Source organism: Acetobacter malorum, from assembly GCF_001580615.1.
GTDB classification, from domain to species: Bacteria; Pseudomonadota; Alphaproteobacteria; order Acetobacterales; family Acetobacteraceae; genus Acetobacter; species Acetobacter malorum.
In genome coordinates, this window is record NZ_LHZC01000057.1 from 64,710 (window position 1) to 89,726 (window position 25,017).

Consider the following 25,017-nt stretch of genomic DNA (forward strand, 5'->3'; position numbering starts at 1 on the left):
CGGCCTTTTCAGGCCGGTAACATGCTTCCCGTTTCCACAAAACGCTGATGCCAGGACAGCGCTTCGTTCAGCAGATGCGGCGTATGTTTGCCGAACGACTCTTTAAGCGCGCGGTCAAAATAATCCTGCAACATCGGCTGATAATCCGGGTGCGCGCAGTGCGTAATAATCTGCTGCGCCCGCTGCACGGGTGAAAGCCCACGCAGATCCGCCAGACCGCGTTCCGTCACAAAAATCTGGGTATCCTGCATGATGTGGTCCACATGCGCCGCCATCGGCACAATGGCGGAAATCTTGCCGCCCTTGGCTGTGGAGGGTGACAGGAAGATGGACAGATAGGAGCTACGGGCAAAATCGCCGGAGCCACCAATCCCGTTCATCATCTTGGAGCCCATCACGCGGGTGGAGTTCACGTTGCCATAGATATCGGCTTCAATCATGCCGTTCATGGCAATACAGCCTAAGCGACGGATCACACCGGGGCTGTTGCTCACATCCTGCTGGCGCAGAATGATCTTGTTGCGGAAGAAGTCCATGCGGTTGTTGATCTCTTCCGCCGCATCCGGGCTGAGAGAGAACGATGTGGCAGAAGCCACCCGCATCCGGCCAGAATCCAGCATGGCCAGCATGCCGTCCTGAATCACTTCACTATAGCCAACCAGATTTTCAAACGGGCCTTCATTCAGCCCTTCCAGCACGGCATTCGCCACGTTGCCCACACCAGACTGCAAGGGCAGCAGAGAAGGCGGCAGGCGATTCTGTTTCACTTCATGGCTAAAGAAATCGAGCAGATGCCCTGCAATTGCCCGGGCGTTTTCATCCGGAGCAGCAAAGGGAGCGTTGCGGTCTCTGTCATGCGCCTTGACCACTGCGACAATCTTGTCCGGGTTTACGCGCAGCGCGGGGCCACCAATGCGGCCATCTGCCGTGCGGAGCGGAATGATATCGCGCGGCGGGAGGCCACTGACGTTCCCGTCCCAGATATCGTGGATGCCTTCCAGCCCCGGATTCTGCCAGTCATTGACCTCAATAATCACCTTCTCGGCGATATCCAGAAAGGTCTGGGAGTTCCCGACGGATGAGGTCGGGACAATGCCGCCATCTTCCGTAATCGCCACAGCTTCAATCAGGGCAATATCAAACTTGCCGTAATTACCCTGCACGGCGCGCCCGGCAACCTGACCAAGATGGTTATCGAAATACTCTGTCTCACCATCATTAATACGATTGCGCATGGTGGCATCGGTATTGAAGGGTGAGCGGAACGCCACACCATTGGCTTTTGCCAGCACGCCATCCAGCTGCGGGCCGGTGGATGCCCCGGTAATCAGGCTGATACGGTAGTCATCACCCCGAGCGTGCGCCTGCTCCATAATGCTGGCCAGAGCTTCCGGCACAGCTTTTGGGTAGCCCGCTCCGGTAAAACCACTAGCCCCCACCACCGCACCGGGGCGGATAAGTTCAGCGGCTGTTTCTGCCGAACAGACTTTGCTACGCAGGGCGACGTTACGAATGCGCTCTTTCATGAGAGGCCTTCCTGTTCTTTATTATTCCTGTTCCGACACGAAGCGGACCAAACGGGCACGAAGCGCTGTATATCCCATTGCTCCACTCCTTCCCACCGGCACACCTGTGGGGCCGGATGATGCGCGTAACGTAGGCAGAAAATTTCAGGCGTGGCGCGTCACATGCTTGTGCACAAAACACTGGCTCACAAAAAATTCCGTCTCCTCCCTTCCCTGCGTCCGCCTGTGGCGCCTACATGGGAAGGAGAAAGATGGATAACAGCAGATGCACACAAGCCTCTTCCATGACGAAAACGTGAAAGCGGCAATGCGGAAAGGACTCCGCATTGTGGGAGACGTGCATGGAGATTTACAGGCCTTCCGCCACGCCGTTGCCACGGACCGCTTCATTATCCAGCTGGGCGACCTCGTAGATTACGGGCCGGATAGTGCAGGCGTACTGCGGCTGATGCACGACGTGATGCGTGAGGGACGCGGCCTGTTTCTGATCGGCAACCATGACCGCAAGCTGGGCCGCGCCCTGCTGGGCAAAAAACTGCGGCCCGACCCGCCGCTGGAAGCCACAATGGCGCAGCTCCACCAGCCAGAAAACGCAGATGTGCTGGAATTTGCGCTGGATATGCTGGAGGCCGCCCCGGCGTGGTTGGTGCTGGGCCGGATGCTGTTTGTCCACGGAGCCTTTGACGTGCGGATGCTGATGGAGCCGCCTCCACCCGCATTAGGCCGTGTGACCTTTCTGCTCTCCCGCGCGCTGTTTGGGGAAACCACCAGCAGAGTGCAGAAAGACGGCTTTCCCGAACGTTGCCTGAACTGGGTCAACCACATTCCCACCGGCTACACCGTGTATTGCGGGCATGACCAGCGCTCCACCAATGGCTGCCCGCTGACCATTCCCGGCCGTGCCGGGGGGCAGGCTATCTTTACGGATACGGGTGCGGGAAAAGGCGGCCACCTCGCGTGGCTGGATGTGCCTGCTAACTTTATGGAAGATTCCGGCTCCGCAGTGTAATAGTCTTGCGCGAACCAGTCTCCTATATTACGAAATAGAAACAGAAACGAAGAACCGTGCAAACCGTGACCGACCAGCCCACCCCGACTGATGCCCTGCTGGACCTCCGTCGCAGCATCGACAATATTGACGCCGCCCTTGTTGCCATGCTGGCCGAACGCTTCCGCTGCACCAAAGCAGTCGGCGCGCTCAAAGCCCGCTATGGGATGCCGCCAGCCGACCCGGCCAGAGAATCCCGCCAGATCACCCGCCTGCGCACGCTGGCGGAAGAGGCGCATCTGGACCCCGATTTTGCCGAGAAGTTTTTGAACTTCATTATCCATGAAGTCATTCGCCACCACGAGGCGATTGCAAAACAGTCTTCCGAATCGACCCAAAAGTGACGCGCCGCCTCCTTCTGCTGCGGCATGCGGAAGCTGCCAGCCCTCCCGGGGGTGATTTTAGCGAACAGGCCGATCTGGGCCGCCCGCTGAGAGCCGAAGGACGGCTTGCCGCCAGCCGATGCGGCGCATGGCTCCGGGCCCACGCTCTGGCCCCGGACCTTGTTCTGTGCAGCCCCGCCCGCCGCACGCGGGAGACTCTGGCCGGGCTGGAACCCTTCCAGCCGCCGCCTGCACGCCCCACCCAGTTCTGCCCTGACATTTACGAAGCCCCACCCTCCGCTCTGCTGGAGCGCATCCGGCAAACCCCGGCTGAAGCCCGCACTGTGCTGATGATTGGGCATAACCCCGGCATTTCTGCCCTCGCCCGCTGGCTGGATGATCAGGCCGACGTGCTGGATCAGGGATTCGCAACAGCCTCTCTGGCCGTCTTCCATATGTGGGGCTCTGAAATTGCAAACGACGCGTCGCGCTGGGATCAGTGCGATGAGAAAAGCCTGACTTTGGACACATTCGCGCGACCCTAGAGCGCAGAAAGCGCAGTTTTCTGAGCATGATCCTTTTTGATAACGCGCGGTTTATCGCCCACCTGCTTCCTGTTTCTTTCTGGATCGGGGAGAAGAATCAGACAGCAGGCCGCCAGTCTGGCAGCGGCTCTACAATGCAGAAGGAAAGATCATGAGCGCATCGCAGAATGAAGGTCAGCGGTCTAACGCAACCCTATCACTCGGTGGGCGGACGGCTGAACTCCCGGTCCTTTCCGGCACAATCGGACCGGATGTTGTCGATATCCGCAAGCTCCCGGCCGAGATGGGCGTTTTCACCTACGACCCCGGCTATGGCGAAACAGCATCCTGTTCCAGCAAAATCACGTTTATTGACGGGGACAAGGGCGTTCTCCTGCATCGCGGCTATCCCATTGCCCAGCTTGCGGAAAATGCGTCCTATGAGGAAGTCATCTATCTGCTTCTGAATGGTGAACTGCCGAACGAAGGCGAATTCCAGAAATTCTCCAAAACCCTGACCAATCACACCCTGCTGCATGAGCAGATCCGCAACTTCTTCAACGGTTTCCGGCGTGATGCCCACCCCATGGCTATCCTGTGTGGCACGGTTGGCGCGCTCTCCGCGTTCTACCCGGACGCCAGTGATATTGCGATCAAGTCCAACCGTGACCTCGCGGCTATGCGGCTGATTGCAAAAATTCCGACCATCGCGGCATGGGCTTATAAATACACGCAAGGCGAAGCCTTCATCTATCCGCGTAATGATCTGAACTACGCAGAGAATTTCCTCTCCATGATGTTCGCGCGCGTGTCCGAACCCTACAAGATCAACCCCGTTCTGGCCCGTGCCATGAACCGGATCCTGATCCTGCATGCAGACCATGAGCAGAACGCTTCCACCTCCACCGTGCGGATGGCCGGCTCCACCGGCGCTAACCCGTTTGCCTGTATTTCCGCAGGCATTGCTGCGCTGTGGGGACCTGCACATGGCGGCGCGAACGAGGCTGTTCTGAAAATGCTGGCCAGCATTGGCAGCAAGGAAAATATCCCCGACTTCATCGCCAAGGTGAAAGACAAATCCAGCGGCGTGAAGCTGATGGGCTTTGGCCACCGCGTATACAAGAACTTCGACCCGCGCGCGAAGATCATGCAGCAGACCTGTCACGAAGTGCTGGGTGAACTCGGCATTAAGGATGACCCGCTGCTGGATCTGGCGATCGAACTTGAGAAAATCGCCATCAATGACGACTATTTCGTCCAGCGGAAACTCTATCCGAATGTCGATTTCTATTCGGGCATTATCCTGAAAGCCATGGGCATTCCCACCAGCATGTTCACCGTGCTGTTTGCCGTGGCTCGTACCACCGGCTGGGTCAGCCAGTGGAAGGAAATGATCGAAGAGCCGGGCCAGCGCATCTGCCGCCCCCGCCAGCTCTATACCGGCTCACCACAGAGAGACTTTGTAGCGCTCGACAAACGCTAAGGCTCTTCCGAGCCTCACCGTTTAAAAAGACCGACGGATTTTGCGCCTGTAATGCGAAAGCATTCAGGCGCAAAATGCCTTTACAGCCCCTAAGACCACCTGGGTGGACTGCATGGCAGCCAGTGTAGCCCCGCACACTTCAGGAACACCCAAGTAAAGAGCATGGCGGCTCCATAGCCATGGCTAAGTGAGATGCACGCCGACAGGCTCAAACGGCTTCCCACACGCATCTTTCCAGACAGCACCCGCAGCCTAAGCCTAAGCCTAAGCCTAAGCCTAAGCCTAAGCGCACCTCTCCACCAAAGGGAGACGTCCCTCAGCATTAGCTTCACCCTGCTATTTCTCAATTTTTTATTTAAAAACAAAAATCTAAAGAGTATTCTTCAGAAACAGTCTGAAGCCCTTTAGGCATGCGCCAATAAAAAAGCCAGACCGGGCAACCCGATCTGACCTCTCCTAAACACGCAACACTCTGCCTTATCGGCTGAGTGAATTAATCGCAGTCACACCCTTTTGTCGGGGATTTAGACTCACGCACCACGTGATGATCAATCCATTCAGAGACCAGACGACGGGCTTCGTTCAAAGACGATTCAGGATGATGAATGCGATACAGAGTTGTGCAGGCATGGAAAGCGGTCACATCCTCTGTGCCGACTTCGCGTAACTCCTGATACGCCGTGACGACAGCTCGCTCGCATTTACGCGCGATCCGACTTAGTTCAACAGCCACAGCACTATCCTTAATTAATAATCACTCTCAACAACGCAGATTAGACGCCAATTCTATCGAATATGCAAGGCACAATGAGCCTCCAGAGCCCTTATTCTGATCACAAGTTTTTACATGCCTCATAATACAGCCTCCGCGCGGCTATAAGGCCCATCGACTTCTCAAAATAGCTGCCACCCGACCTGCTTCATCCAACACCTCTCGAGGCCATGGCGAGAGACTATCGACCAAAACACGCACATGCCCGTCTTCTATCAGGCGGCGCGCCACACGCCCCCGCACACCACGCAAATCCTGCTCACGCTCCATCAGAAAGACCGGTTTATCTGCCACACAGGCTTCCACCAGCATGGCAACATCGCCGCCGCCCACCACCACGCAGTCTGAGCAGGCCATAAAGCCCAGAAGCGGCTCTTCATCCGGCTCGCCCTGCCGCCAGACCAGTAAGAAGGTGTCAGAAAGCCCTGTAATAAAAGCATCCGTCAGGTCCGGCTTGCTATCATCCCGCACCACCAGCAGCACGGAGCCACCCTGCCGGTTCACCAGCCCCGCCAGCTTTTTGCCGTGTAACAAAGCCTCTTCCTGCGTGCGGTAGGCCTGGGCGCCCACAAGAACCGTCATGCGCGGATGCGGCAGATGCTCCAGCCGTTCCTGCCAGGCCCTGCCGGCCCTCGCCAGAAGAGCGGGCGAGACAATCGTCATCGGCCCAAGCGTCGGGCAGAATTTGGCCGTGGGCGCTGCGGGAGATGGCGCAACTACAAGATCAAACGGCATGGAACGCAGCATCGGCGCAGACCGGCCTTCCTGCCGCACACACCACACCACCGGGCACCCGGCCCGACGCGCCGCTTTGAGTGCCGCATACCCCGAGCGCCAGCCGGACGTGAGGATCAGCCCCGGCTGCCGTCCTTCTTCCAGAAACGAATCGAATGCGAGCATCTCCATCCGCACCCGCCGGAACAGGCAGCCAAGGCGGGAGGCCAGCACATAGGCCGGCCCCGGCTCGGGTCCAACGGTGGTCTCTACCACCCAGACAGGCGCCAACTTTGTTACAGAGAAGCTCATTTTCTCATTCCGGCACGCAAGACTGAGATGAAGCATAGATTTTCACGCCGCCGGGGGCTATGCCAAAGCAAATTCCAACCGCCATAATCAAGGAAGCGCTTCATGACGTCACCCGCAAACCTGGTCGCCCCTCATTCTGGCGAGACCAGCGACTGGGATCGCGATGCGGCCCTGTGCACGGCACGTCTGCTGCTGGAAATCAAAGCCATCAACTTTCGCCCGGAAGAGCCTTACACGCTGACGTCCGGCTGGAAGTCCCCGGTTTATATCGACTGCCGCCGCATCATCTTCTTCCCCCGCGCCCGTGCCAAGATCATGGAACTGGGTGTGGAAAAAATCGGCCGTCATGTCGGGTATGAAAGCATTGACGCCGTTGTGGGTGGCGAAACCGCAGGCATTCCCTTCGCGGCATGGATGGCCGACCGCATGATGCTGCCGATGGCCTATGTCCGCAAAAAGCCCAAAGGCTTTGGCCGCAACGCCCAGATTGAAGGCGATGTGCCGGAGAACATGCGCACCCTGCTGGTGGAAGATCTCACCACGGATGGCGCGTCCAAGGTTGCTTTTGCCAATGCGCTGCGGAATGCCGGTGCGCTGATTAATCATGCTTTTGTCATCTTCTATTACGGGGTCTTCCCGGGGGCTCATCAGTCTCTGACAAACATGAACATCTCCCTGCACGCCCTGTGCACATGGTGGGATGTGCTGGAAGCCTGTTCAACGCGTCCTTACTTCTCGGAAGAGGCTGCGGCAGAAGTACGGCGCTTTCTTGAAAATCCGGCTGCATGGTCTGCTCGCCACGGCGGCGTCGGCAGTCTGGAAGAGGCCGCAGCCTTCAAAGCGAACAAAGACAAGCCTGCCTGAGTTCAGCGTTCCATGACCACCCCTGCTTTCTCCAGCCCCCGGCATATTCTGGCGTTTGATTCCGGAATTGGGGGGCTGGGGATTGTCAGGGCGATTCGCACCCTCTGCCCCGCTACCTCGGTCAGCTATCTGGCGGATACGGCGGTTTTTCCATACGGCGAGCAGGATGATGCGTTTCTGACGAACCGCATCGTCTCCCTCCTCTCCGACGCCATTCAACGTCTGCGCCCGCAAGCTGTTGTTGTGGCCTGCAATACCGCCAGCACACTGGCGCTGGATGCGCTGCGCATTGCCTGCCCGGCTATGCCGTTTATCGGCTGCGTGCCCCCCATTCGCTGGGCCGCCCGCACAACAAAAACCCACGTTATCGGCCTGCTAGCCACCCGCGCCACCACCAAGCGCCCTTACCTGAGCAAGCTACAGGCGCTTTACGCCCCCGACTGCACACTGATTGCTCATGCCGCACCGGGGCTTGCCGCCTGCGCTGAACGGGTTTTCCGAGGCTACGCTGTGCCGGATGCCGTCATTAGAGCCGAAATCAACGGTCTGTTCACGCGCGACTGCTCTACTCAACTTGATACGGTCGGCCTTGGCTGCACGCACTACACCTTCGTGCTGGATCAACTGCGGGCCGTCTCACCCCCCGGCATCACATGGCTGGACCCCGCAGAAGCTGTCGCCCGCCACACCGCAACCATCCTCAGCACGCAGCCTGAGTGCGCATCCATGCCGGAACCCGCCCGCGCATGGTTCACCGCCGAGCCACCAGACAGCGCAGCCCTGATTAAAGCGCTGCCCGCCTATGGCTTTGACGATATTGCATTGTGGGATGCAGAAAGCTTGCCTACGCGCCTAAACGCCACCAGCCATCACGCCTAGAGGGCCTTGCACGCGCCCCTTACCGACTGCCCCTTTTTCCGCACCCAGATTATGGGGCTCACTTTCTTCATGCGGAAAGACGCTACAGACGGCCCTAATCGCGCGTTTTCATAATGCCATTAAGACTAAGCAAGCAGGAAAAACCTTCCTGAAATTGCCACACCTCAAGCCTCGCTCTGCACCAAAAAGGGCAATAAAAAAGGGCGGCCTGAGCCACCCCTCTTTAAACCTCAGCCCCCATCAGCAAGCTCAGAAGAGCACTGACTGATAAAGAAAACTCTCTGCAAACCGCCTTTAGCGTTCCCGGCTCGCCGAATAGCTTGCGGTTTCAATCAGCAGAGAATGAATGTCACATTCTGGGAACAGCGCCAGTGCTTCACGCGCCTTGGCTGCATACTCTTCCGCTTTGCGCAGTGTCGCGCCAATAGCATCAGTCTGCGCAATCAGCGCCAGAGCAGCATCCAGATCTTCCGGCGTCTGCTCAGAGTCTTCAATCACGCGACGCCAGAATACCCGGTCTTCCTCATTGCCTGCTTCATAGGCCGCCAGAACCGGCAGGGTGACTTTTCCTTCACGGAAATCATCGCCCACTTCCTTGCCCAGCACAGCCTGATCCGCCGCGTAATCCAGCGCATCGTCCACCAGCTGGAAGGCCATGCCCAGATTAGCGCCATAGACCCGCAGGGCCTCGCGCTGCTCCGGTGTGCCTTCACCAATCACGGCCCCGGCTTCACACGCGGCAGCAAACAGTGCCGCGGTTTTGCCATAGATCACCTGCAAATACTGATCGACTGATGTGGAGAGATCATTCTGCGTGGTCATCTGCATGACCTCGCCTTCCGCCAGCGTGGCAGAGGCCGCAGAGAGAATCGCCATCACATCCAGCGAGGCATCGGCTGTGAGAATCTGGAACGCCCGCGCGAACAGGAAATCCCCCACCAGCACGGACGCTTTATTACCAAAAATGGCATTGGCGCTGGCAAGCCCACGGCGGAGCTGGCTTTCATCCACCACATCGTCATGCAGCAGCGTGGCGGTATGAATGAACTCGACGCAGGCCGCAATTTCGACATGCCGCAGCTTGCCGTCCTGATTATCGTACCCGCAGAGCCGGGCCGCAGCCAGCGTCAGCAACGGACGTAGGCGCTTGCCCCCGGCGGCAACAAGATGCGCCGCGAGTTGCGGGATAAGCGCAACCGGGCTCTGCATCCGTGCAACAATAACCTGATTACAGGCGCGCATATCCTGCGCGAGGTAATCGGCCAGGGCTTTTAAGCCCGCTTCTCCTGGCTTACTCACAGAAACACTAGATCCATCCTGGCTTGTGGCCCTACCAGATTCTGGCAGACTAACTGCAACACCCAAACGCTATATCCCCCAGCCATGGGATGAGTTGACGCCCAACCATATGCGGGGCACCAGAAAAACGGTCAAGCTCCAACCGCCTCAAGACTGCCAGACACTTTTAGTTAAGACCCGTTTATGGCCCATCCTTCAGACCTTTCTCATGACACCTTACTGGGGGGGCGGATTGCCTACTCCCAGTTCCGCATTGGTTACAGAACCGGCCTGGAACCAGTGCTTATGGCTGCTGCTGTTCCTGCCCGCGCCCCGCAGCGCGTGGCGGAAATCGGCTGTGGTGCGGGTGCTGGCCTGCTTTGCCTGAGCCAGCGCATAGCAGGGCTGACAGGCACCGGCGTGGAGCAGAATGCGGAGACAGCAACCCTCGCCCGCCAGAACCTCAGCGCGAATGCACGCGACGGACTCACTATTCTCAATGCTCGTTTTCCGGAGACGCTGCCGGACGGACCGTTTGACCACTGTTTTGCGAATCCGCCCTGGCATGACCCGGACGGCACGGCCTCTGTCATTGAACGACGCGACCTCGCCCGCAGAGCCCAACCGGACACTCTGAAACTCTGGATACGCGGCAGCGCCCGCCTGCTCCGGCATAAAGGCAGTCTGACACTGGCGTTGCCTGTCAGCCTGATGGCCGCCGCCATTACCCAACTGACGGAAAGTGGCTTTGGCGGCGTGACCACCTACCCCTTTTGGCCCAAGGCCGGGCGAGAGGCACGCATTCTGCTGCTACAGGCCCGTTACGGCGTGCGCAGCCCCGCCCGCCTGCTGCCGGGTATGATTTTGCATGAAGAGGATGGCAGCTTCACAGCGCAGGCACGTGCTGTGCTGGAAGAGGGAGCAGCCTTGCCCGGCCTGCAAGAGGCGCGCGTCCCATTGGAGCCGCGCCGAGGGCGCAGCGTAACCTGAATGACTCTCTCTAAGGCTTCAAAATAGGTCCGGCGCAGCCTTTAGGGGCTACGCCGGACAAAAATTCAGAACCCGATTTTTAGAACCCGGGCGACTTATTCGAAAACAGACGCCTCAAAAGCTTCTTCCCACGTCCCCGTGGTAGAGGCGCGGCTGTATTCCGTAGAGCGGTTTTCAAAGAAGTTGGTGTGTTCCACCGCGTTCAGCATGTCATCCAGCCAGGGCAGCGGGTTGGTCGTCGTGTTGTAGAGCGGGTCCAGACCAAGCTGGATCAGGCGACGATCGGCAATGAAGTGGATGTAGGTTTTCACCTGCTCCGCATTCAGCCCTTCAACCGCACCCATTTCAAACGCGAGGTCAATAAAGGCCTCTTCATGCTCAACAATGGTGGCGCAGATTTGGCGCAGTTCCTGCTGGAACGCATCCGTCCAGATTTCCGGGTTTTCATGGATAAACTCACGGAACAGGCGGATCACGGACAGGCAGTGCAGTGTTTCATCCCGCACGGACCAGGACACAATCTGCCCCATCCCCTTCAGCTTGTTGAAGCGGGGGAAGTTCAGCAGAATGGCGAAGGAGGCGAACAGCTGAAGCCCTTCGGTAAAGGCCCCGAACGCGGCCAGCGTCTTGGCGATTTCATGCTTGCTGTCCACAGAGAACGCCTGCATGTAATCGTATTTATCCTTCATTTCCTTATACTTAAGGAACGCAGAATATTCCGTCTCCGGCATCCCCAGCGTATCAAGCAGATAGCTGTAAGCCGCGATATGGATAGTCTCAATGTTGGAAAACGCTGAGAGCATCATCAGCACTTCAGTCGGCTTAAACACCCTGCTGTAATGCTTCATGTAGCAGTTGTTCACCTCAACGTCAGACTGGGTGAAGAACCGGAAAATCTGCGTCACAAGGTTCCGCTCGCTGTCATTCAGCACGCGGTGCCAGTCTTTCACGTCATCAGCCAGCGGCACTTCTTCCGGCAGCCAGTGCACGCGCTGCTGCGTCAGCCAGGCATCATAAGCCCACGGATAGCGAAAGGGCTTGTAGACGGGGTTTGCGGTCAGCAGGTCGAAATGCTGTTCCTGTTCGCCCGTTCCGGCAGGTTTTTCGCTCATGAGACTGTCCTTACAACGGAAAGTTTTAAAATCATCTGGTTACGAGAGTTTATGAAGACTTACTGGCAGGCCAGACATTCATCATAATTGCTCCCGTTAGACGTCGGGGCTTCGGGCACAACACCTGCACGCTGGGCGGCTTCGGCAGCCAGAACGCCTTCCTTGGTCAGCACGTTACTCACCGTATCCGCCCGCTGGATGGACAGGGACCGGCAGTAATACAGAGACTTCAGGCCCTTCTTCCAGGCCATGTGGTGGATCTGGTGCAGGTCGCGCTTATGTACGTTGGCAGGCAGGAACAGGTTCACCGACTGCGCCTGACAGATGTACGGCTGACGATCTGCCGCGTGTTCCACAATCCAGCGCTGATCCAGCTCAAAGGCGGTCTTAAAGACATCCTTTTCCTGCTGGGTCAGGAAGTCCAGCTCCTGCACGCTGCCTTTGTTCAGGGTGATGAAGGACCAGATTTCATCCGTATCCTTCCCCTTCTCTTTCAACAGTTTCTGCAGGTGGCGGTTGCGGACCGTAAAGGAGCCGGAGAGCGTTTTCTGCAGGAAGACGTTTGCCGCAATCGGCTCAATCCCCGGGCTGGCATTGCCCGCAATAATGGAGATGGAGGCCGTCGGTGCAATGGCCATCTTGTTGGAGAAGCGTTCCTGAATACCGTATTCGGCCGCATCCGGGCAGGCCCCACGCAGGTCCGCCAGCTTGCGGGAGGCCGCGTCAGCCTGCTCACGAATGTGCTTGAACACCTTACGGTTCCAGACTTTGGCCACAACCCCTTCAAACGGCACATTCTTGGCCTGCAGGAAGGTATGGAAACCCATGACGCCAAGCCCGACTGACCGCTCACGCGAGGCCGCATAAGCCGCCTTCTTCATTTCCGGGGGCGCGCGGTCAATAAAGTCCTGCAACACGTTATCCAGGAACAGCATGACGTCTTCAATGAACTGCGGATTTTCGTTCCACTGGTCCCAGGTCTCTAGGTTCAGGGAAGACAGGCAGCACACAGCCGTCCGCTGTTTGCCGTGATGATCAATCCCGGTCGGCAGCGTAATTTCCGAGCACAGGTTGGAGGTCTTGACCTCAAGCCCTGCCAGCTTGTGGTGCTCAGGCCGGGCGTTGTTCACATGGTCGGAATAGACGATGTAAGGCTCGCCCTGCTCCATGCGGGCCGTCAGGATACGAATCCACAGCGCACGGGCCGAAACCTTACGGATTACGGAGTTATCGCGCGGGGAGAGCAGGCCCCATTCTTCGTCCGCTTCCACAGCCCGCATAAAGGCGTCGGACACCAGCACGCCATGATGCAGGTTCAGCGCCTTACGGTTGGGGTCACCCCCGGTCGGGCGGCGGATTTCTACAAATTCTTCAATTTCAGGGTGCCAGACCGGCAGATACACAGCAGCAGACCCACGACGCAGCGACCCCTGACTGATGGCCAGCGTCAGGCTATCCATCACGCGGATGAACGGAATCACACCGGATGTCTTACCGTTGCGGCCCACATTTTCACCAATGGAGCGCAGGTTACCCCAGTAGGAGCCAATGCCGCCGCCCTTGCTGGCCAGCCAGACGTTCTCGTTCCACAGGCCGACGATACCGTCGAGGCTGTCACTGGCTTCGTTCAGGAAGCAGGAAATCGGCAGGCCACGGGTGGTGCCGCCATTGGACAGAACCGGCGTTGCAGGCATGAACCAATGCTGGCTCATATAGTCATAGATACGCTGTGCGTGCCCGGCATCGGCTCCGTAATAGGACGCAACACGCCCAAAGAGATCCTGATAGCCCTCATCCGGCAGCAGATAGCGGTTATCCAGCGTTGCCTTGCCAAACGGCGTCAGCAGGGCATCGCGAGAGCGATCCACGCGCACCTGATGGTGGCCGGGCAGCTGCACCATGTCTTCCAGCTTACCGGGTTCAAACAGGTCTGCTTCTTCCCCGGAGCCGGACATGGAACGACGGCTTTCATTTTCCTGAACGTCGATCAGACTCATGGTGGCGTGCTCCGGTTTTTTGCATTTGCGTGATCTGGCTTGAGAGGCGCTAAGACACACAGGAGTCATGCCCCGCGCTCTCGTGCCTCACCATATGTCGCGTTCATGCGACATATGCGCCCCTATATCTAGTGATTTTTTTACGCTCACAGACCCAAAAAAGGCTTGTGTTTGAAAAGATGGCAGTTTCTGGCTGATCATAAATTATTTCAGCCGACCAAAGTTTTTTTAGCCCGCGTGGATCAGCCCCGACATCTCCATCCGGCGCCGTGACTCTGTAATGCCGTCTGCCACAGCCAGCGCTGCCGCCAGAGCGCGCCGTCCGGCCCGTGCATCCACCTTGACGGGCGCGCCGTCAAGGCAAGAGGCCACAAAAGCCTCATGCTCAGCAAACAGCGAATCATGATCTTTCCATGAAATCGCTTCCCGACGGAATCCACCCGTGCCGGGCAGCGGCAGGCCTTTCTCGCGGCCAATCATAGTCAGCTCACGCTTACCAAAGTCAGCAGACAGATAGCCTTCCTCGGAAAACAGCCGCATCCGCCGCTCTGTCTTGAGGGAAATGCGGCTGGCCGTAATGGTCGCCACGCAGCCATTTTCAAAGCGCACGCGGGCATTGGCGATGTCTTCGTATTCAGAACTGACAGCCGCCCCCAGCGCATCCACCTGCTCAATGGGGCTGTCCACAATCGCCAAAACCAGATCCAGATCATGGATCATCAGGTCCAGAATAACGGACACATCCGTACCACGCGGCTTGAAGGGCGCAATACGTGTGGCCTCAATATAGAGAGGCCGGGTGATTCGTTTTGTAATGGCCTCATGCTCGGCGGAATAGCGCAGCAGATGCCCAACCTGACACACCCGCCCGCTCTGCTCGGCGAGCGTGATGAGCAAGTCCGCCTGCTCCAGCGTCGCCGCCACCGGCTTTTCCACCAGAACATGCTTGCCAGCCCGCAAAGCCTCGGTCGCCAGGTCAAAATGATATTCTGCCGGGGCCGCCACCACCACGGCATCACACGCAGCCAGCAGCTCTTCGACTGACCCCATGACGGGACAACCGGCTTCCTTCGCAACCACAGCCGCCCGCTTTGCATCCGGGTCAAACAGACCGACAAGCGTCTCGCGGGGCACCTCTTTAACCTTCAGGGTATGGTACCGCCCAAAATGCCCGGCCCCAATCACTCCAACCCGCAGCGCTTTGTCCATCTTTCCTGACCTTCCCGACCCTGTGCCTCATGGCGTTGCCGTCAGCGGTAGCAGCCTCCGACCAAAATCCCAAAATCACGCGCGTCTTACGCAAAAGCACACCGGCCCCAAAAGCCCCGGATGTCCGGCAGTCCGTAAAAAAACCATAAATTTTTCAGCCCCGACCGAATCCGGTCGTTTCGGAAACATTCCGCAATTTGTGGCGCTTCAGCCCCGCTTCAAAGCCGGGTGTGGCTCGGAAATGTGATGCAACCCCGCCACTGCCGCCCGCCGAATCCCGCCACACAGGTCTGCAAATGTCTGTGGAGTGTTGCATCGCACGCAAGGGAGCGGCATGTTCCGGGCGACAAAAATCGATTGATCAGGTGAGAATGTATTACAGCCGCCTCAAGTTGGCCTCGGTACTGGGTGTGTGCCTTTTAGGGCTGCTGCTCTGCCTGCCCAATGGTCTGCGCAATCCCTTCCCTTCCATGCCATGGCGTCAGATTCATCTGGGGCTGGATCTGCGCGGCGGGTCCTATCTGCTCATGCAGGTGGACCTGAAAAGCCTGACGCATGACAGGTTGCAAACTCTGGCGGACAGCACGCGTGAGACGCTGCTGAAGTCCCAGCTCGGCTACCGCAACATCACCACCAATGCGGACGCCAGCACGGTGACCTTCATGCCGCGTGATGCGTCGGAAACCGACGCTGACCTCGCAGCCCTCAACAAGCTGCCGCGCGTCGTCCCCAATGAATTCAGCGTGAAGAAGCAGGATAATGGCAGCATTGTCTTCACCCTCTCCCCGGAAGCGCTGAAGGCCCGTGCGCGGGAAGCTGTGACACAGTCCATCGAGATTGTTCGCCGTCGTATTGACGCCACCGGCGCAGTTGACCCGGAAATCACCCGTCAGGGCGATGACCGCATTGTGGTCGAACTGCCCGGCGTGAGTGACCCGGAACGCATCAAGGCGCTGCTGGGCACCACCGCAAAAATGACGTTCCGTCTGGTGGACCCCAACCCCATGCACGCAACGGCAGCACCTCCCGGCGTAAGCCTGCTGCCGATGTCCACTGAAGGTGAAGGCCCGCCGCTGCCGGTTTATGACCATGTGGACGTAGACGGCACGGACCTGACCAACGCTGGCGCTGTGATTGATTCCCAGAGCGGCGAATGGGCAGTGACCTTCACGTTCGATTCCGTCGGCACGCATGCCTTCTCCACGGTTACGCAGGCCAATGTCGGCCGTCGCTTTGCTATCGTGCTGGATAACAAGGTCATTGAAGCTCCGGTCATCCGCTCCCCCATTACGGGCGGCAGCGGGCAGATTACTGGTGGCTTTGATGCTCAGAAAGCCACCGACCTCGCCCTGATGCTCCGCGCAGGCGCCCTCCCGGCACCGCTGAGCGTTATGGAACAGCGCACCATCGGCCCGTCTCTTGGTGCCGATTCCATCCGGGCTGGCATGCTCAGTCTGGCTGCGGGCTTCGTGTTCGTTATCCTGTTCATGGCGCTGTTTTATGGCCGCTTTGGCTGGTATGCGAACGTCGCCCTGCTGGCCAACCTTGTGCTGATGATCGCCATCCTCTCCCTGTTTGAAGCCACCCTGACCCTGCCGGGCATGGCCGGGATGCTGCTCACACTCGGGATGGCGGTGGATGCCAACATTCTGATCAATGAACGCATCCGGGAAGAAGTGGCTCGTGGCCGCACGCCTCTCGCAGCCATGCAGGCCGGGTTTGAGCGCGCCACCTCCACCATTGTGGATAGTAACGCCACGGCCCTGCTGGCCCACGTCATGCTGTTTGTGTTTGGCACAGGCCCTGTGCGTGGCTTCGCGCTGACCATCACCATCGGGATCGTGACCACCCTGTTCACGACCCTCCTGCTTTCCCGACTGCTTATGGTCCGCTGGTATGCGCTCACGCGCCCGACCAGCCTGCCGGTCTGAGACGAGGCGCTTATGTTTGGACGTCCTCTCCTGCGTTTTGTGCGCAAGGATACCCATATCAACTTCATGCGCGGGCGCTATGCGGGCCTGATTGTCTCGGCTGCGCTGTCTCTGCTCTCCATCGTGCTGTTCATGCATCCGGGCCTGACACTGGGTCTGGATTTCCGGGGCGGCATTGTGGTGGAGGCCAAAACCTCTGGCCCGGCTGACTTTGCCAAGCTGCGCAGCGCACTGGCCGCGCATAATGTCACCCACGCTTCCATTCAGGCTTTCGGCGCACCGGATGACGTGCTGATCCGTCTGGATGCTGGCGATGAGCAGCAGACCAACGCCATTGTAGACACAGTCCGCCACGCGGTTGCGGAAGCCCAGCCGGGCACGACCGTCCTGCGGGCTGATGCTGTCGGCGCGTCTGTGTCCTCAGAACTGTTCCGCAACGGCATGCTGGCCCTCGGCCTCAGCCTTGCGATGATTCTGGGCTATATCTGGTTCCGGTTTGAATGGGAGTTCGCCCTCAGCGCTGTCATCACGCTGGTGCTGGATCTGACCAAAACCATGGGCTTTCTGGTCATCACCGGTTTTGAATTCGATCTGGTGATGGTCGCCGCCATCCTCACCATTCTGGGTTACTCCACGAATGATAAAGTGGTGGTGTATGACCGCGTGCGTGAAAATCTGCGCAAATACCGCACCATGCCACTGCGGGAACTCATTGATCTGTCGATCAATGAGACCCTGAACCGCACACTCGGCACGTCCTCCACCGTCTTTCTGGCGTCTCTCCCGCTGGCTCTGTTTGGCGGCACCACGCTGTCCGGCTTTGCCTGGACCATGCTGTTCGGGATTGTGGTGGGCACGTCCTCTTCCATCTTCATCGCCGCCCCGCTCCTGCTCTTTATGGGCGAGGGTCGCCTGAAGCGGGATGCCAAGCCTCCCGCCCCGCGCAAAAGCGCCTGAAAACGCAAAAAGCGTTCCGCACCTCTCGGTCGGAACGCTTTTTTTATAAGGGGTGCAAAGCACCCCCTTAGCCACAACCTTTAAAATCCGCGCCCTTAACGCCGCACCACAGAGGGTGGCGTGGGATCAGACGGCTCAATCACCGCAAGAAAGTTCTGCACCGCCTGCCCGGCATTTTTAATGCCCGCGCCGGATGGGCTATATTCTGCGTTGAGAATAGCCGCCAGCGCAGCGCGGTCTGCATTCACAATCTGCACAAGCCGCTCTGGTGAGACGAGGCCAGACATCACCTGCCCTCGGGCCATACCGCTGGCAATCACGTAGCTATATATCAATGTGCGGGGTGTGGGGGTTATCGCCACCCTGCCGGCGGAAGACTGGCAGCCTGCCAGCACCGTAAGGCCTGCAAGGCCAGCCATCAGGCGAAAAAAAACCGGAAATCCAGATACGGAGCGCGTCATGCGACGAGCCTACTCCATATCTGTCTTTCCGGTAAATCTCCTCAGCGCCCCGCAGGACGCCTCAGATCAGACGTTCAGTCTCAGACCTTGCGGGCTGCCAGTTCGTCACGGATCTGCTCAAGCAGAACTTCCGTTTTGGTCGGTGCCGGGGGTTCTGCCGGTTTCGCAGCTTCCTGCCCGTGCAGGCGGCTCAGCACTTTAACAAACCAGAAGATAACCAGAGCCATGATCAGGAACTGAATGACAGCATTCAGGAACAGGCCCACATTCAGCGTCACCGCACCGGCTTTCTGCGCGTCCGCCAGCGTTGCCAGATGCGGGCCTTTCAGCGTGATGAAGAGGTTGGAGAAATCAATCCCACCAATCACCAGACCCAGCACCGGGTTGAAAATGTCTTTCACCAGGCTGTTCACAATAGCGGTGAACGCCGCACCGATGATGACACCAACGGCCAGATCGATAACATTGCCACGCATAATAAAGGCGCGGAATTCGCCCACCCAGCCCGGGGTGTGCACATGAGATTTAATGTCAGCCATAAGCCACTTTATCCTTTTGAAGGCAGAATATCCTGCTGTCTGTATCCAGTATGAACCCTTTTTAACAAGTCTAAACCACTCCGATTCGCTGACTTTCCTCTCAGGACGTGGCTTTTACAGCAACACAGACACATTTTTCCGGCCCTTACCCGGTAAAAACCGTTCAGGAAGACCGCATGAGTTGTTGATCCCACCTGCACAGACGGCTATACGCACTCGCACGCATAGCCCGGTCGGTATCGGGACAGCCTTTTGAACAGAAAGACGCAACACATGAAATCCGGCATTCACCCTGACTACCACGAAATCACCGTCATCATGACCGATGGCACCGAATACAAAACCCGCTCCTGCGCAGGCAAAGCTGGTGACACGCTCCGTCTGGACGTGGACACGAAGTCTCACCCGGCATGGACCGGCGTGCAGCGCATGATGGACACCGGGGGTCAGGTTGCGAAGTTCAACAAGCGCTTTGCTGGTATCGGTACGCGCTCCAAGGCCTGATCAGCCTCTTCTTTCTCAGATCAGTTAAAAAATCGGGAACCCCGCCTCTTGAATCAGGAGGCGGGGTTTTCCACGTTTAGCTCTGAGAGGAATGCCCGAAGACGGGGTTCTTCTCTGACTGTCACCTGCCGTGGCAGGCCCGCCAGATCTGGGGGCTATTGCACGGCAAGACCTTGCTGAACGAGGAGGTTTTTTGACCATGAGTTACGATTTTGCACCGCTTTTCCGCACCGCCATCGGCTTTGACCGTCTGGCACAGGTGATGGACACCGCATCCCGCAGTGCGGCTACCCCGAGCTACCCCCCGTATGACATCGCCAAAACCGGGAATGACAGCTACGCCCTGACTATGGCAGTCGCTGGCTTTGGCCCGGACGATATTGAACTGGTTGTGCAGGACAACACGCTGATTGTGTCCGGTCGTGTAAGCGACCCGCAGAATGAAGGGGAAATTCTGCATCGCGGCATTGCCCGCCGGGCCTTTGAACGTCGCTTTGCGCTGGCGGACCATGTGGAAGTCACCGGGGCTGACATGAACAACGGCCTGCTGCGTATTTCTGTGCGCCAGATTATGCCCGAGGCCCTCAAGCCGCGCCGTATTCCCGTGCAGTCCGGCCCACAGGCTGAACTGGTGACAAAAACCGAGGCTCCGGCCCCGGCAAACCCTCAGCCCACAGCTGCGGCAGCGTAAGCGCACCCTGCTCAAACAGTGTGGAAAAGGAGGAACGCAGGTTCCTCCTTTTTTGTCAGAGCGCATTTGTCGCTTGACCTGTGAGGGACGCTCCCCCCATATCGTCGCCACAGATGCGCGCCGGCAGGCCCGCGGGCCTTCGGAATGGTTTCCGGACCGTCAGTTTCTCCGGTGCCTGCGCAAGCGCCGCCCGACGACAGGATGGAAGCAATGACGACCTTACCGCTGATGCCCAAGGCCACCGCAGTGTGGCTGATTGAAAAAACCGCCCTGAGCTTTACTCAGATTGCTGAGTTCTGCGGCATGCACCCGCTGGAGGTGCAGGCTATTGCCGATGGTGAGGTTGCTCAGGGGATTGTCGGGTATGACCCCGTTGCCAACCACCAGCTCAAACTGGAAGAAATTCACCGTTGCGAAGCAAATCCTGACGCACGGCTGAAAATTCTGGCTACCAACAACCCGGTCAAACGTCGCTCCAAAGGCGCACGCTATACGCCGGTGGCCAAACGGCATGACCGTCCGGATGGCATTGCCTTCCTGCTGCGCAACTTCCCGCAGCTGAATGATCTGCAGATTGTCAAACTGCTGGGCACCACCAAGGACACCATTGCCAAAGTGCGTGACAAGCAGCACTGGAACACGCCCAACATCAAACCGCGTGACCCGGTGACCATTGGCCTGTGCAGCCAGATGGACCTGAATGCTGCTGTGAATGCGGCCACCACGCGCCTTGAGCGCGAAGGGCACGAAATTCCGCAGCCGCCGCCGATGGATATGGTGGATCACGAAGGGAGCGGAGAGTAATCTCTCCGCGGCACTGGCTGGACTTTGCGCCTGCCAGTGCCTTTTCTAGCCAGTTTCTGGCAGTTTTCAGATAATCTCTCTGCTTAAGAGAGACGCTTTAGCCCAGTCTGCCCGCATGATCGCCGGGATACAGAGGGACTAGAATCTGTCACGCAGACAGGCGCTCAATTTCCTCTTTGAGCCGCAGCTTCTGCAATTTGAGACACATCAAAACACGCTCATCCGGTCTGGGTCGGCCGCCTTCTGATGAGATCTGTTTATCGATCCGTGAGTGGCGGGATTTAAGACTCTCAATCCTGGACTGGTAGGTCATTGACTGCCTCCATTCGGTTGATGACACCTCACGGTAACGCAGTCTTCGCGTGTTTTTTCATGTTTTTTTCACATTTCAGGCATTTTAGGCATGCGTAAATTGCATATCTATTTTTTCTTCTTTTGCCGCTGGTCTCCGCTGCATGCATGCGCAAAACTAGGCGCTGAAAACTCTGGCAGACTCTGAAAAATCCCGTTCACACAGAGTCCTCATGCCACGCAGGAGAGGGACTACAATGCTGAAAGACCGCGATTCACTCCTCGGCCAGCTCCATGAACTCCGCAGTGAACATCGTGATCTTGATACCATCATCAGTCGCCTGACCGATGGGACGATCCTGACCGACCAGTTGCAGCTCCAAAGGCTGAAAAAACGCAAATTACTGCTCCGGGACCGCATAACACGGCTTGAAAGCGAACTGATCCCCGACGATATTGCGTGACCATTTCCCCACCAACCGGATCGTGCCTCATCGTGAGCGAAACAGCCCCCCTGCCCACCGCCCCGTCTCAGGACACCGACCTTACCCCTAAGGTTGGCATTATCATGGGGAGCCAGTCGGACTGGGAGACCATGCGCCATGCGGATGCCATCCTGACAGACATGGGCATTGCCCATGAAACACTGATTGTCTCGGCCCACCGCACACCGGACCGGCTGGCGGAGTATGCCAAGAGCGCAGCAGACCGCGGGCTGTCGGTCATTATTGCCGGCGCTGGCGGTGCCGCGCATCTGCCCGGCATGTGTGCGGCATGGACGCGCCTGCCCGTGCTGGGTGTGCCGGTAGAATCCCGGGCCCTGAAAGGCATGGATAGCCTGCTCTCCATCGTCCAGATGCCCGGCGGCGTACCCGTCGGCACACTGGCTATTGGAGCCTCCGGGGCCAAAAATGCCGCCCTTCTGGCCACCTCCATTCTGGCCCTGCAAGACCCGGAACTCGCCGCAAAGCTGGACGCATGGCGCGCCCTGCAAACGGCCTCCGTCGCTAACGCTCCGATTTCTGAAAACGAATAATGTCAGCTTCTTCTTCCCGGTTTTCCTCTGCGGCACTCGCTCCTAATTCTGTCATCGGTATTGTCGGCGGGGGGCAGCTGGGCCGCATGTCCGCTGTCGCAGCTGCTAAACTCGGCTTTCGCGCGCATATTCTCACGCAGGACGCCAATGGCCCTGCAGCGCAGGTCGCTCATCAGGTCACGCTTGGTGCGTATGATGACCATCAGGCGCTGGAAGCCTTTGCCCGTGCGGTAGATGTCGTCACTTTTGAGTTTGAAAATATCAGTGCCGATGCGCTGGATTGTCTGGCTCAGTACTGCCCCGTGCGCCCCTCCGGTGCGATCCTCCGCATCAGTCAGGACCGGCTGTCGGAAAAGACCTTTCTCTCAGAGGCTGATATTCCTCTGGCCCCCTGGATGGCCGTCACCGATCACGCCTCCCTGCACGCTGCGGCGGAAAAGCTTGGGTTCCCGTTCATCCTGAAAACCACCCGCAACGGGTATGATGGTAAGGGGCAGGCCCGTGTTTATGAGGCCTCCCAGCTGGAAGACGCCTTTGCCTCCCTTGCCCCGCATCCGCTGGTTGCGGAAGGGATGGTGGATTTTGCCTGCGAAATCAGTGTGATGGTCGTCCGTGGCACGGACGGCACAACGCGTTGCTTTGCTCCCGGCCTTAATTCCCATCGGGATGGTATTCTGGACGTCACACTGGCCCCTGCCCCTGTGCCGGAAGAAACGGCAGAACGTGCGCAGGCCCTGGCCGTCGCCATTGCGGAAAAGCTGGATCTTATCGGCATTCTGGGCGTGGAGATGTTTATCGACAGCACCGGTAATCTGCTGGTGAATGAAATTGCACCGCGCCCGCACAATTCCGGCCACTGGACCATGGATGCCTGCCCGACGGACCAGTTCGACATGCATATCCGGGCCGTCGCGGGCCTGCCACTGCCCCCCACTCTGCGCCATTCTGATGCGGTGATGAAAAACCTCGTCGGCCCGGATGATATGGCACTGTGGCCCGAAATTCTCGCCACACCGGGGCATATTCCGCATCTTTACGGCAAGGCCGCAGCCCGCGTCGGCCGCAAGATGGGCCATGTGAACATCCTGTTCCCCTATGGCAGCCTGCCCGGCGCACTGGGGATTCAGGACGCACTCGGCCCTCTGGCGGAAAAGCCGAATACCGAGAACGACGACGCATAAACGCCTAGAAAACCCCTTCTTCTTTCAGGCTTAACAGGCGGCCACTGCCAATAATTACATGGTCCCAGACCGTGATTCCCAGCAACGTGGCCGCCTGCGCAATCCTCTGTGTCATGAGGATATCATCCTGCGAGGGAGACGGATCTCCGCTGGGATGGTTATGCACCACCACCAGAATAGTGGCCTCCAGTTCCAGCGCCCGCCGCATTACCTCTCTGGGGTAAATGGGCGTGTGGTCCACGGTGCCGCGCCCCAGCATCTCATCGGCAAGCAGACGGTGTGCTTTATCCAGAAACAGCACCCGCACCTGCTCTACCGGCTCATGCGCCAGCATGGCGCTGAGATAAGCCTTAAGCTGCCCCCTGTCTGCCAGAACCCCCACACGCATCAACCGCGCCTGATGCAGCCTGACAGCAGCCTCCTGAACCAGCCGCAGCGTCACACGAAACGCAGGGGTCTGCCCGGCAATATTCTGCATGACCTGATCGGGCGCGGATAAGAGAGCGGCCAGAGACCCAAACTGATTCAGCAGCGACAGCGCCCATATATCGGGTGACGGATGTCGGGGGGCAATGAGCGCAATCAGCTGCGTCAAAACCCTGTGGTCGTCAGGAGCCTCGACCGAAGTCCTTGCTTCGGCCAGTTGCGACACAAATGATAAATCCGGCAGAGGCGGCACAGCCTGCTCCGCGCTGGCCTGAAGCCTGAACCCGGCAATATCCGCCAATTCCGATTTTGAGCGCCTGCCGCCTTTACCCTTTGGCAATCGGGTCACCATGCCTGCTGCTCCAGATGCCGAAAACTGCGCCAGCGGCGGCCTTTCAGCACCACATGATCATGCATCGTCACCGCCAGCAAAGGGGCCGCCTGCAAAAGGGCCTGCACCAGCGGTCCATCATGCAAAAGCTGGCGGTCCGGCTGCACATCGTCTCCCGCCAGCCTGACCGTAATCAGGGAACAGGCATGCAGGGCCAGTGCCCTCTGCATGATGGCGGAAACCACCTGCGGCACAGGAATGGGAGCGTCCTCTCCTCCAGATGCCTCCCGTGCCTGCGTCTCCACGACTTCATCCGCCAGCAACTGATTGCGGCTATCCAGAAACAAAACATGCAGAGCCCCGGCCTCCGCCGTCACAAGATGCGTCGCACAATACGCCAGCAACTTGTCCCAACTCCCAAGGTCAGCCCGCACAGGGTCATCTGGTGCGCCCAGCCGGTCCGCCGCCAGCGGCACCAGCCCCAGCAACGCCACGTTCCCACGCGTCGCACCCGCTTCTTTCAGAGCCTCCGGCGCAGCTTCAAGCACATCAGCCAAAGACCCGAACTGGTTGATCAACGCCTTGGCCAGCGGCTTGGTGTCCCGCCGGGGCACACCCGGAAAAAGCAGCATTTCCAACAGCTCATAATCCGCCAGAGACGCAGCCCCCGCATTGAGTACCCGCACACGCATGCGCTTCCGGTGCCCTGCGGGGCCTGTGGAAGAAAAAGGGGCACTCCCCTCCCTTCGTCCAAAACTGCTCTGTTTTTCTCCATTTTCGGAGGACACCATGCCACTGCTCCGATTGGCCTCAGGCTTTCAAGACGATATAAGG

The 25,017-nt window shown here is 58.4% G+C and carries 27 protein-coding genes; 15 read left to right on the forward strand and 12 right to left on the reverse strand.

Annotated features, from left to right (window positions below; all coding sequences use genetic code 11):
- Positions 1-8: 8 nt before the first annotated feature.
- Positions 9-1,526 carry an acetyl-CoA hydrolase/transferase family protein gene (locus AD930_RS15865; protein WP_061491000.1) on the reverse strand — a complete coding sequence of 506 codons (1,518 nt, stop codon included), beginning with the start codon at positions 1,524-1,526 and terminating at the stop codon, positions 9-11.
- A gap of 265 nt (positions 1,527-1,791) precedes the next feature.
- Between AD930_RS15865 and AD930_RS15870 the strand changes: the two genes are divergently transcribed.
- The 4 genes from AD930_RS15870 (at position 1,792) to gltA (ending at position 4,904) form a co-directional block, all read left to right on the forward strand.
- Positions 1,792-2,535, forward strand: a complete 744-nt coding sequence (locus AD930_RS15870) for a metallophosphoesterase (protein WP_061503281.1) — start codon at positions 1,792-1,794, stop codon at positions 2,533-2,535.
- 65 nt (positions 2,536-2,600) lie between these two features.
- Entirely contained in the window at positions 2,601-2,918 is a 318-nt protein-coding gene (locus AD930_RS15875) for a chorismate mutase (protein WP_197056267.1), read from the forward strand.
- Positions 2,915-3,442 carry a SixA phosphatase family protein gene (locus AD930_RS15880; protein ID WP_061507033.1) on the forward strand — a complete coding sequence of 176 codons (528 nt, stop codon included), beginning with the start codon at positions 2,915-2,917 and terminating at the stop codon, positions 3,440-3,442. Before AD930_RS15875 ends, AD930_RS15880 begins: the two co-directional genes overlap by 4 nt.
- A 151-nt stretch (positions 3,443-3,593) precedes the next feature.
- Positions 3,594-4,904 carry a citrate synthase gene (gltA, locus tag AD930_RS15885; RefSeq protein WP_061507034.1) on the forward strand — a complete coding sequence of 437 codons (1,311 nt, stop codon included), beginning with the start codon at positions 3,594-3,596 and terminating at the stop codon, positions 4,902-4,904.
- Positions 4,905-5,397: 493 nt separating this feature from the next.
- On the opposite strand, the gene AD930_RS17545 is transcribed toward gltA, so the two are convergent.
- Both AD930_RS17545 and AD930_RS15895 read right to left on the reverse strand, forming a co-directional pair.
- Positions 5,398-5,637 carry a hypothetical protein gene (locus AD930_RS17545; protein WP_082779472.1) on the reverse strand — a complete coding sequence of 80 codons (240 nt, stop codon included), beginning with the start codon at positions 5,635-5,637 and terminating at the stop codon, positions 5,398-5,400.
- 141 nt (positions 5,638-5,778) lie between these two features.
- Complete coding sequence (locus tag AD930_RS15895; protein ID WP_061507036.1) at positions 5,779-6,702, reverse strand: ELM1/GtrOC1 family putative glycosyltransferase; 924 nt, start codon at positions 6,700-6,702, stop codon at positions 5,779-5,781.
- A 102-nt stretch (positions 6,703-6,804) separates the two neighbouring features.
- Between AD930_RS15895 and AD930_RS15900 the strand changes: the two genes are divergently transcribed.
- Positions 6,805-7,566: an orotate phosphoribosyltransferase gene (locus AD930_RS15900; protein WP_025828154.1), complete on the forward strand. Its 762-nt coding sequence runs from the start codon at positions 6,805-6,807 to the stop codon at positions 7,564-7,566.
- A gap of 12 nt (positions 7,567-7,578) precedes the next feature.
- A complete protein-coding gene (locus AD930_RS15905; RefSeq protein WP_061507037.1) occupies positions 7,579-8,445 on the forward strand; it encodes a glutamate racemase in 867 nt (288 codons plus the stop codon).
- 294 nt (positions 8,446-8,739) lie between these two features.
- On the opposite strand, the gene AD930_RS15910 is transcribed toward AD930_RS15905, so the two are convergent.
- Positions 8,740-9,810, reverse strand: a complete 1,071-nt coding sequence (locus AD930_RS15910) for a polyprenyl synthetase family protein (RefSeq protein WP_061507038.1) — start codon at positions 9,808-9,810, stop codon at positions 8,740-8,742.
- 117 nt (positions 9,811-9,927) lie between these two features.
- Here AD930_RS15910 and AD930_RS15915 point away from each other — a divergent pair, with 117 nt between their 5' ends.
- Positions 9,928-10,713: a tRNA1(Val) (adenine(37)-N6)-methyltransferase gene (locus AD930_RS15915; protein ID WP_061507039.1), complete on the forward strand. Its 786-nt coding sequence runs from the start codon at positions 9,928-9,930 to the stop codon at positions 10,711-10,713.
- A 95-nt stretch (positions 10,714-10,808) separates the two neighbouring features.
- Here AD930_RS15915 and AD930_RS15920 read toward each other — a convergent pair whose 3' ends face one another.
- The 3 genes from AD930_RS15920 to AD930_RS15930 all read right to left on the reverse strand — a co-directional run bounded on the left by AD930_RS15920 (position 10,809) and on the right by AD930_RS15930 (position 15,031).
- A complete protein-coding gene (locus AD930_RS15920) occupies positions 10,809-11,825 on the reverse strand; it encodes a ribonucleotide-diphosphate reductase subunit beta (RefSeq protein ID WP_043552429.1) in 1,017 nt (338 codons plus the stop codon).
- Positions 11,826-11,884: 59 nt separating this feature from the next.
- On the reverse strand, positions 11,885-13,822 hold the full coding sequence (locus AD930_RS15925; protein WP_061491747.1) for a ribonucleoside-diphosphate reductase subunit alpha: 1,938 nt from the start codon (positions 13,820-13,822) through the stop codon (positions 11,885-11,887).
- A 228-nt stretch (positions 13,823-14,050) separates the two neighbouring features.
- Entirely contained in the window at positions 14,051-15,031 is a 981-nt protein-coding gene (locus AD930_RS15930) for a Gfo/Idh/MocA family protein (RefSeq protein ID WP_061507040.1), read from the reverse strand.
- A gap of 365 nt (positions 15,032-15,396) precedes the next feature.
- Between AD930_RS15930 and secD the strand changes: the two genes are divergently transcribed.
- Both secD and secF read left to right on the forward strand, forming a co-directional pair.
- Complete coding sequence (secD, locus tag AD930_RS15935; protein ID WP_208598626.1) at positions 15,397-16,962, forward strand: protein translocase subunit SecD; 1,566 nt, start codon at positions 15,397-15,399, stop codon at positions 16,960-16,962.
- 12 nt (positions 16,963-16,974) lie between these two features.
- The gene (gene secF / locus AD930_RS15940; protein WP_043552422.1) at positions 16,975-17,919 is read left to right on the forward strand and encodes a protein translocase subunit SecF; all 945 of its coding nucleotides are present in this window, start codon (positions 16,975-16,977) and stop codon (positions 17,917-17,919) included.
- Positions 17,920-18,014: 95 nt separating this feature from the next.
- Here secF and AD930_RS15945 read toward each other — a convergent pair whose 3' ends face one another.
- Entirely contained in the window at positions 18,015-18,380 is a 366-nt protein-coding gene (locus AD930_RS15945; RefSeq protein ID WP_052403984.1) for a hypothetical protein, read from the reverse strand.
- 80 nt (positions 18,381-18,460) lie between these two features.
- Positions 18,461-18,919 (reverse strand): large conductance mechanosensitive channel protein MscL, encoded by a 459-nt coding sequence (gene mscL / locus AD930_RS15950; RefSeq protein ID WP_043552420.1) that lies wholly within the window; start codon positions 18,917-18,919, stop codon positions 18,461-18,463.
- A gap of 273 nt (positions 18,920-19,192) precedes the next feature.
- Between mscL and rpmE the strand changes: the two genes are divergently transcribed.
- The 3 genes from rpmE to AD930_RS15965 all read left to right on the forward strand — a co-directional run bounded on the left by rpmE (position 19,193) and on the right by AD930_RS15965 (position 20,918).
- A complete protein-coding gene (rpmE, locus tag AD930_RS15955; RefSeq protein WP_043552419.1) occupies positions 19,193-19,423 on the forward strand; it encodes a 50S ribosomal protein L31 in 231 nt (76 codons plus the stop codon).
- 199 nt (positions 19,424-19,622) lie between these two features.
- The gene (locus tag AD930_RS15960) at positions 19,623-20,114 is read left to right on the forward strand and encodes an Hsp20 family protein (RefSeq protein WP_052403983.1); all 492 of its coding nucleotides are present in this window, start codon (positions 19,623-19,625) and stop codon (positions 20,112-20,114) included.
- Positions 20,115-20,324: 210 nt separating this feature from the next.
- The gene (locus tag AD930_RS15965) at positions 20,325-20,918 is read left to right on the forward strand and encodes a DUF1013 domain-containing protein (RefSeq protein WP_043552418.1); all 594 of its coding nucleotides are present in this window, start codon (positions 20,325-20,327) and stop codon (positions 20,916-20,918) included.
- A 148-nt stretch (positions 20,919-21,066) separates the two neighbouring features.
- Here AD930_RS15965 and AD930_RS17550 read toward each other — a convergent pair whose 3' ends face one another.
- A complete protein-coding gene (locus AD930_RS17550) occupies positions 21,067-21,231 on the reverse strand; it encodes a YdcH family protein (protein WP_077930046.1) in 165 nt (54 codons plus the stop codon).
- A 235-nt stretch (positions 21,232-21,466) separates the two neighbouring features.
- On the opposite strand from AD930_RS17550, the gene AD930_RS15970 reads away from it, so the two are divergent.
- From AD930_RS15970 to AD930_RS15980, 3 genes are read left to right on the forward strand one after another with little or no spacing between them, the layout of a single operon-like run.
- On the forward strand, positions 21,467-21,673 hold the full coding sequence (locus tag AD930_RS15970) for a DUF465 domain-containing protein (RefSeq protein ID WP_043552417.1): 207 nt from the start codon (positions 21,467-21,469) through the stop codon (positions 21,671-21,673).
- Between the two features lie 32 nt (positions 21,674-21,705).
- The gene (gene purE / locus AD930_RS15975) at positions 21,706-22,245 is read left to right on the forward strand and encodes a 5-(carboxyamino)imidazole ribonucleotide mutase (protein WP_208598623.1); all 540 of its coding nucleotides are present in this window, start codon (positions 21,706-21,708) and stop codon (positions 22,243-22,245) included.
- Positions 22,245-23,426, forward strand: coding sequence for a 5-(carboxyamino)imidazole ribonucleotide synthase (locus tag AD930_RS15980; RefSeq protein ID WP_061507042.1), 1,182 nt, complete (start codon positions 22,245-22,247; stop codon positions 23,424-23,426). Before purE ends, AD930_RS15980 begins: the two co-directional genes overlap by 1 nt.
- A 4-nt stretch (positions 23,427-23,430) precedes the next feature.
- On the opposite strand, the gene AD930_RS15985 is transcribed toward AD930_RS15980, so the two are convergent.
- Together AD930_RS15985 and AD930_RS15990 are read right to left on the reverse strand one after the other, a co-directional pair.
- The gene (locus AD930_RS15985) at positions 23,431-24,204 is read right to left on the reverse strand and encodes a JAB domain-containing protein (RefSeq protein WP_082781955.1); all 774 of its coding nucleotides are present in this window, start codon (positions 24,202-24,204) and stop codon (positions 23,431-23,433) included.
- A complete protein-coding gene (locus tag AD930_RS15990) occupies positions 24,198-24,875 on the reverse strand; it encodes a JAB domain-containing protein (RefSeq protein ID WP_167375207.1) in 678 nt (225 codons plus the stop codon). The genes AD930_RS15985 and AD930_RS15990 overlap by 7 nt, the downstream gene beginning before the upstream one ends.
- Between the last annotated feature and the right edge of the window lie 142 nt (positions 24,876-25,017).

Coding starts and splice junctions, on each gene's coding strand:
- AD930_RS15930 (WP_061507040.1), bottom strand. CDS start 15,031: ATGGACAAAGCGCTGCGGGTTGGAGTGATTGGGGCCGGGCATTTTGGG.
- AD930_RS17550 (WP_077930046.1), bottom strand. CDS start 21,231: ATGACCTACCAGTCCAGGATTGAGAGTCTTAAATCCCGCCACTCACGG.
- secF (WP_043552422.1), top strand. CDS start 16,975: ATGTTTGGACGTCCTCTCCTGCGTTTTGTGCGCAAGGATACCCATATC.
- AD930_RS15970 (WP_043552417.1), top strand. CDS start 21,467: ATGCTGAAAGACCGCGATTCACTCCTCGGCCAGCTCCATGAACTCCGC.
- AD930_RS15865 (WP_061491000.1), bottom strand. CDS start 1,526: ATGAAAGAGCGCATTCGTAACGTCGCCCTGCGTAGCAAAGTCTGTTCG.
- rpmE (WP_043552419.1), top strand. CDS start 19,193: ATGAAATCCGGCATTCACCCTGACTACCACGAAATCACCGTCATCATG.
- AD930_RS15965 (WP_043552418.1), top strand. CDS start 20,325: ATGACGACCTTACCGCTGATGCCCAAGGCCACCGCAGTGTGGCTGATT.
- AD930_RS15870 (WP_061503281.1), top strand. CDS start 1,792: ATGCACACAAGCCTCTTCCATGACGAAAACGTGAAAGCGGCAATGCGG.
- AD930_RS15895 (WP_061507036.1), bottom strand. CDS start 6,702: ATGAGCTTCTCTGTAACAAAGTTGGCGCCTGTCTGGGTGGTAGAGACC.
- AD930_RS15980 (WP_061507042.1), top strand. CDS start 22,245: ATGTCAGCTTCTTCTTCCCGGTTTTCCTCTGCGGCACTCGCTCCTAAT.
- AD930_RS15945 (WP_052403984.1), bottom strand. CDS start 18,380: ATGACGCGCTCCGTATCTGGATTTCCGGTTTTTTTTCGCCTGATGGCT.
- AD930_RS15925 (WP_061491747.1), bottom strand. CDS start 13,822: ATGAGTCTGATCGACGTTCAGGAAAATGAAAGCCGTCGTTCCATGTCC.
- gltA (WP_061507034.1), top strand. CDS start 3,594: ATGAGCGCATCGCAGAATGAAGGTCAGCGGTCTAACGCAACCCTATCA.
- AD930_RS15915 (WP_061507039.1), top strand. CDS start 9,928: ATGGCCCATCCTTCAGACCTTTCTCATGACACCTTACTGGGGGGGCGG.
- AD930_RS15990 (WP_167375207.1), bottom strand. CDS start 24,875: ATGCGTGTGCGGGTACTCAATGCGGGGGCTGCGTCTCTGGCGGATTAT.
- mscL (WP_043552420.1), bottom strand. CDS start 18,919: ATGGCTGACATTAAATCTCATGTGCACACCCCGGGCTGGGTGGGCGAA.
- AD930_RS15960 (WP_052403983.1), top strand. CDS start 19,623: ATGAGTTACGATTTTGCACCGCTTTTCCGCACCGCCATCGGCTTTGAC.
- AD930_RS15985 (WP_082781955.1), bottom strand. CDS start 24,204: ATGGTGACCCGATTGCCAAAGGGTAAAGGCGGCAGGCGCTCAAAATCG.
- AD930_RS15900 (WP_025828154.1), top strand. CDS start 6,805: ATGACGTCACCCGCAAACCTGGTCGCCCCTCATTCTGGCGAGACCAGC.
- AD930_RS15920 (WP_043552429.1), bottom strand. CDS start 11,825: ATGAGCGAAAAACCTGCCGGAACGGGCGAACAGGAACAGCATTTCGAC.
- AD930_RS15905 (WP_061507037.1), top strand. CDS start 7,579: ATGACCACCCCTGCTTTCTCCAGCCCCCGGCATATTCTGGCGTTTGAT.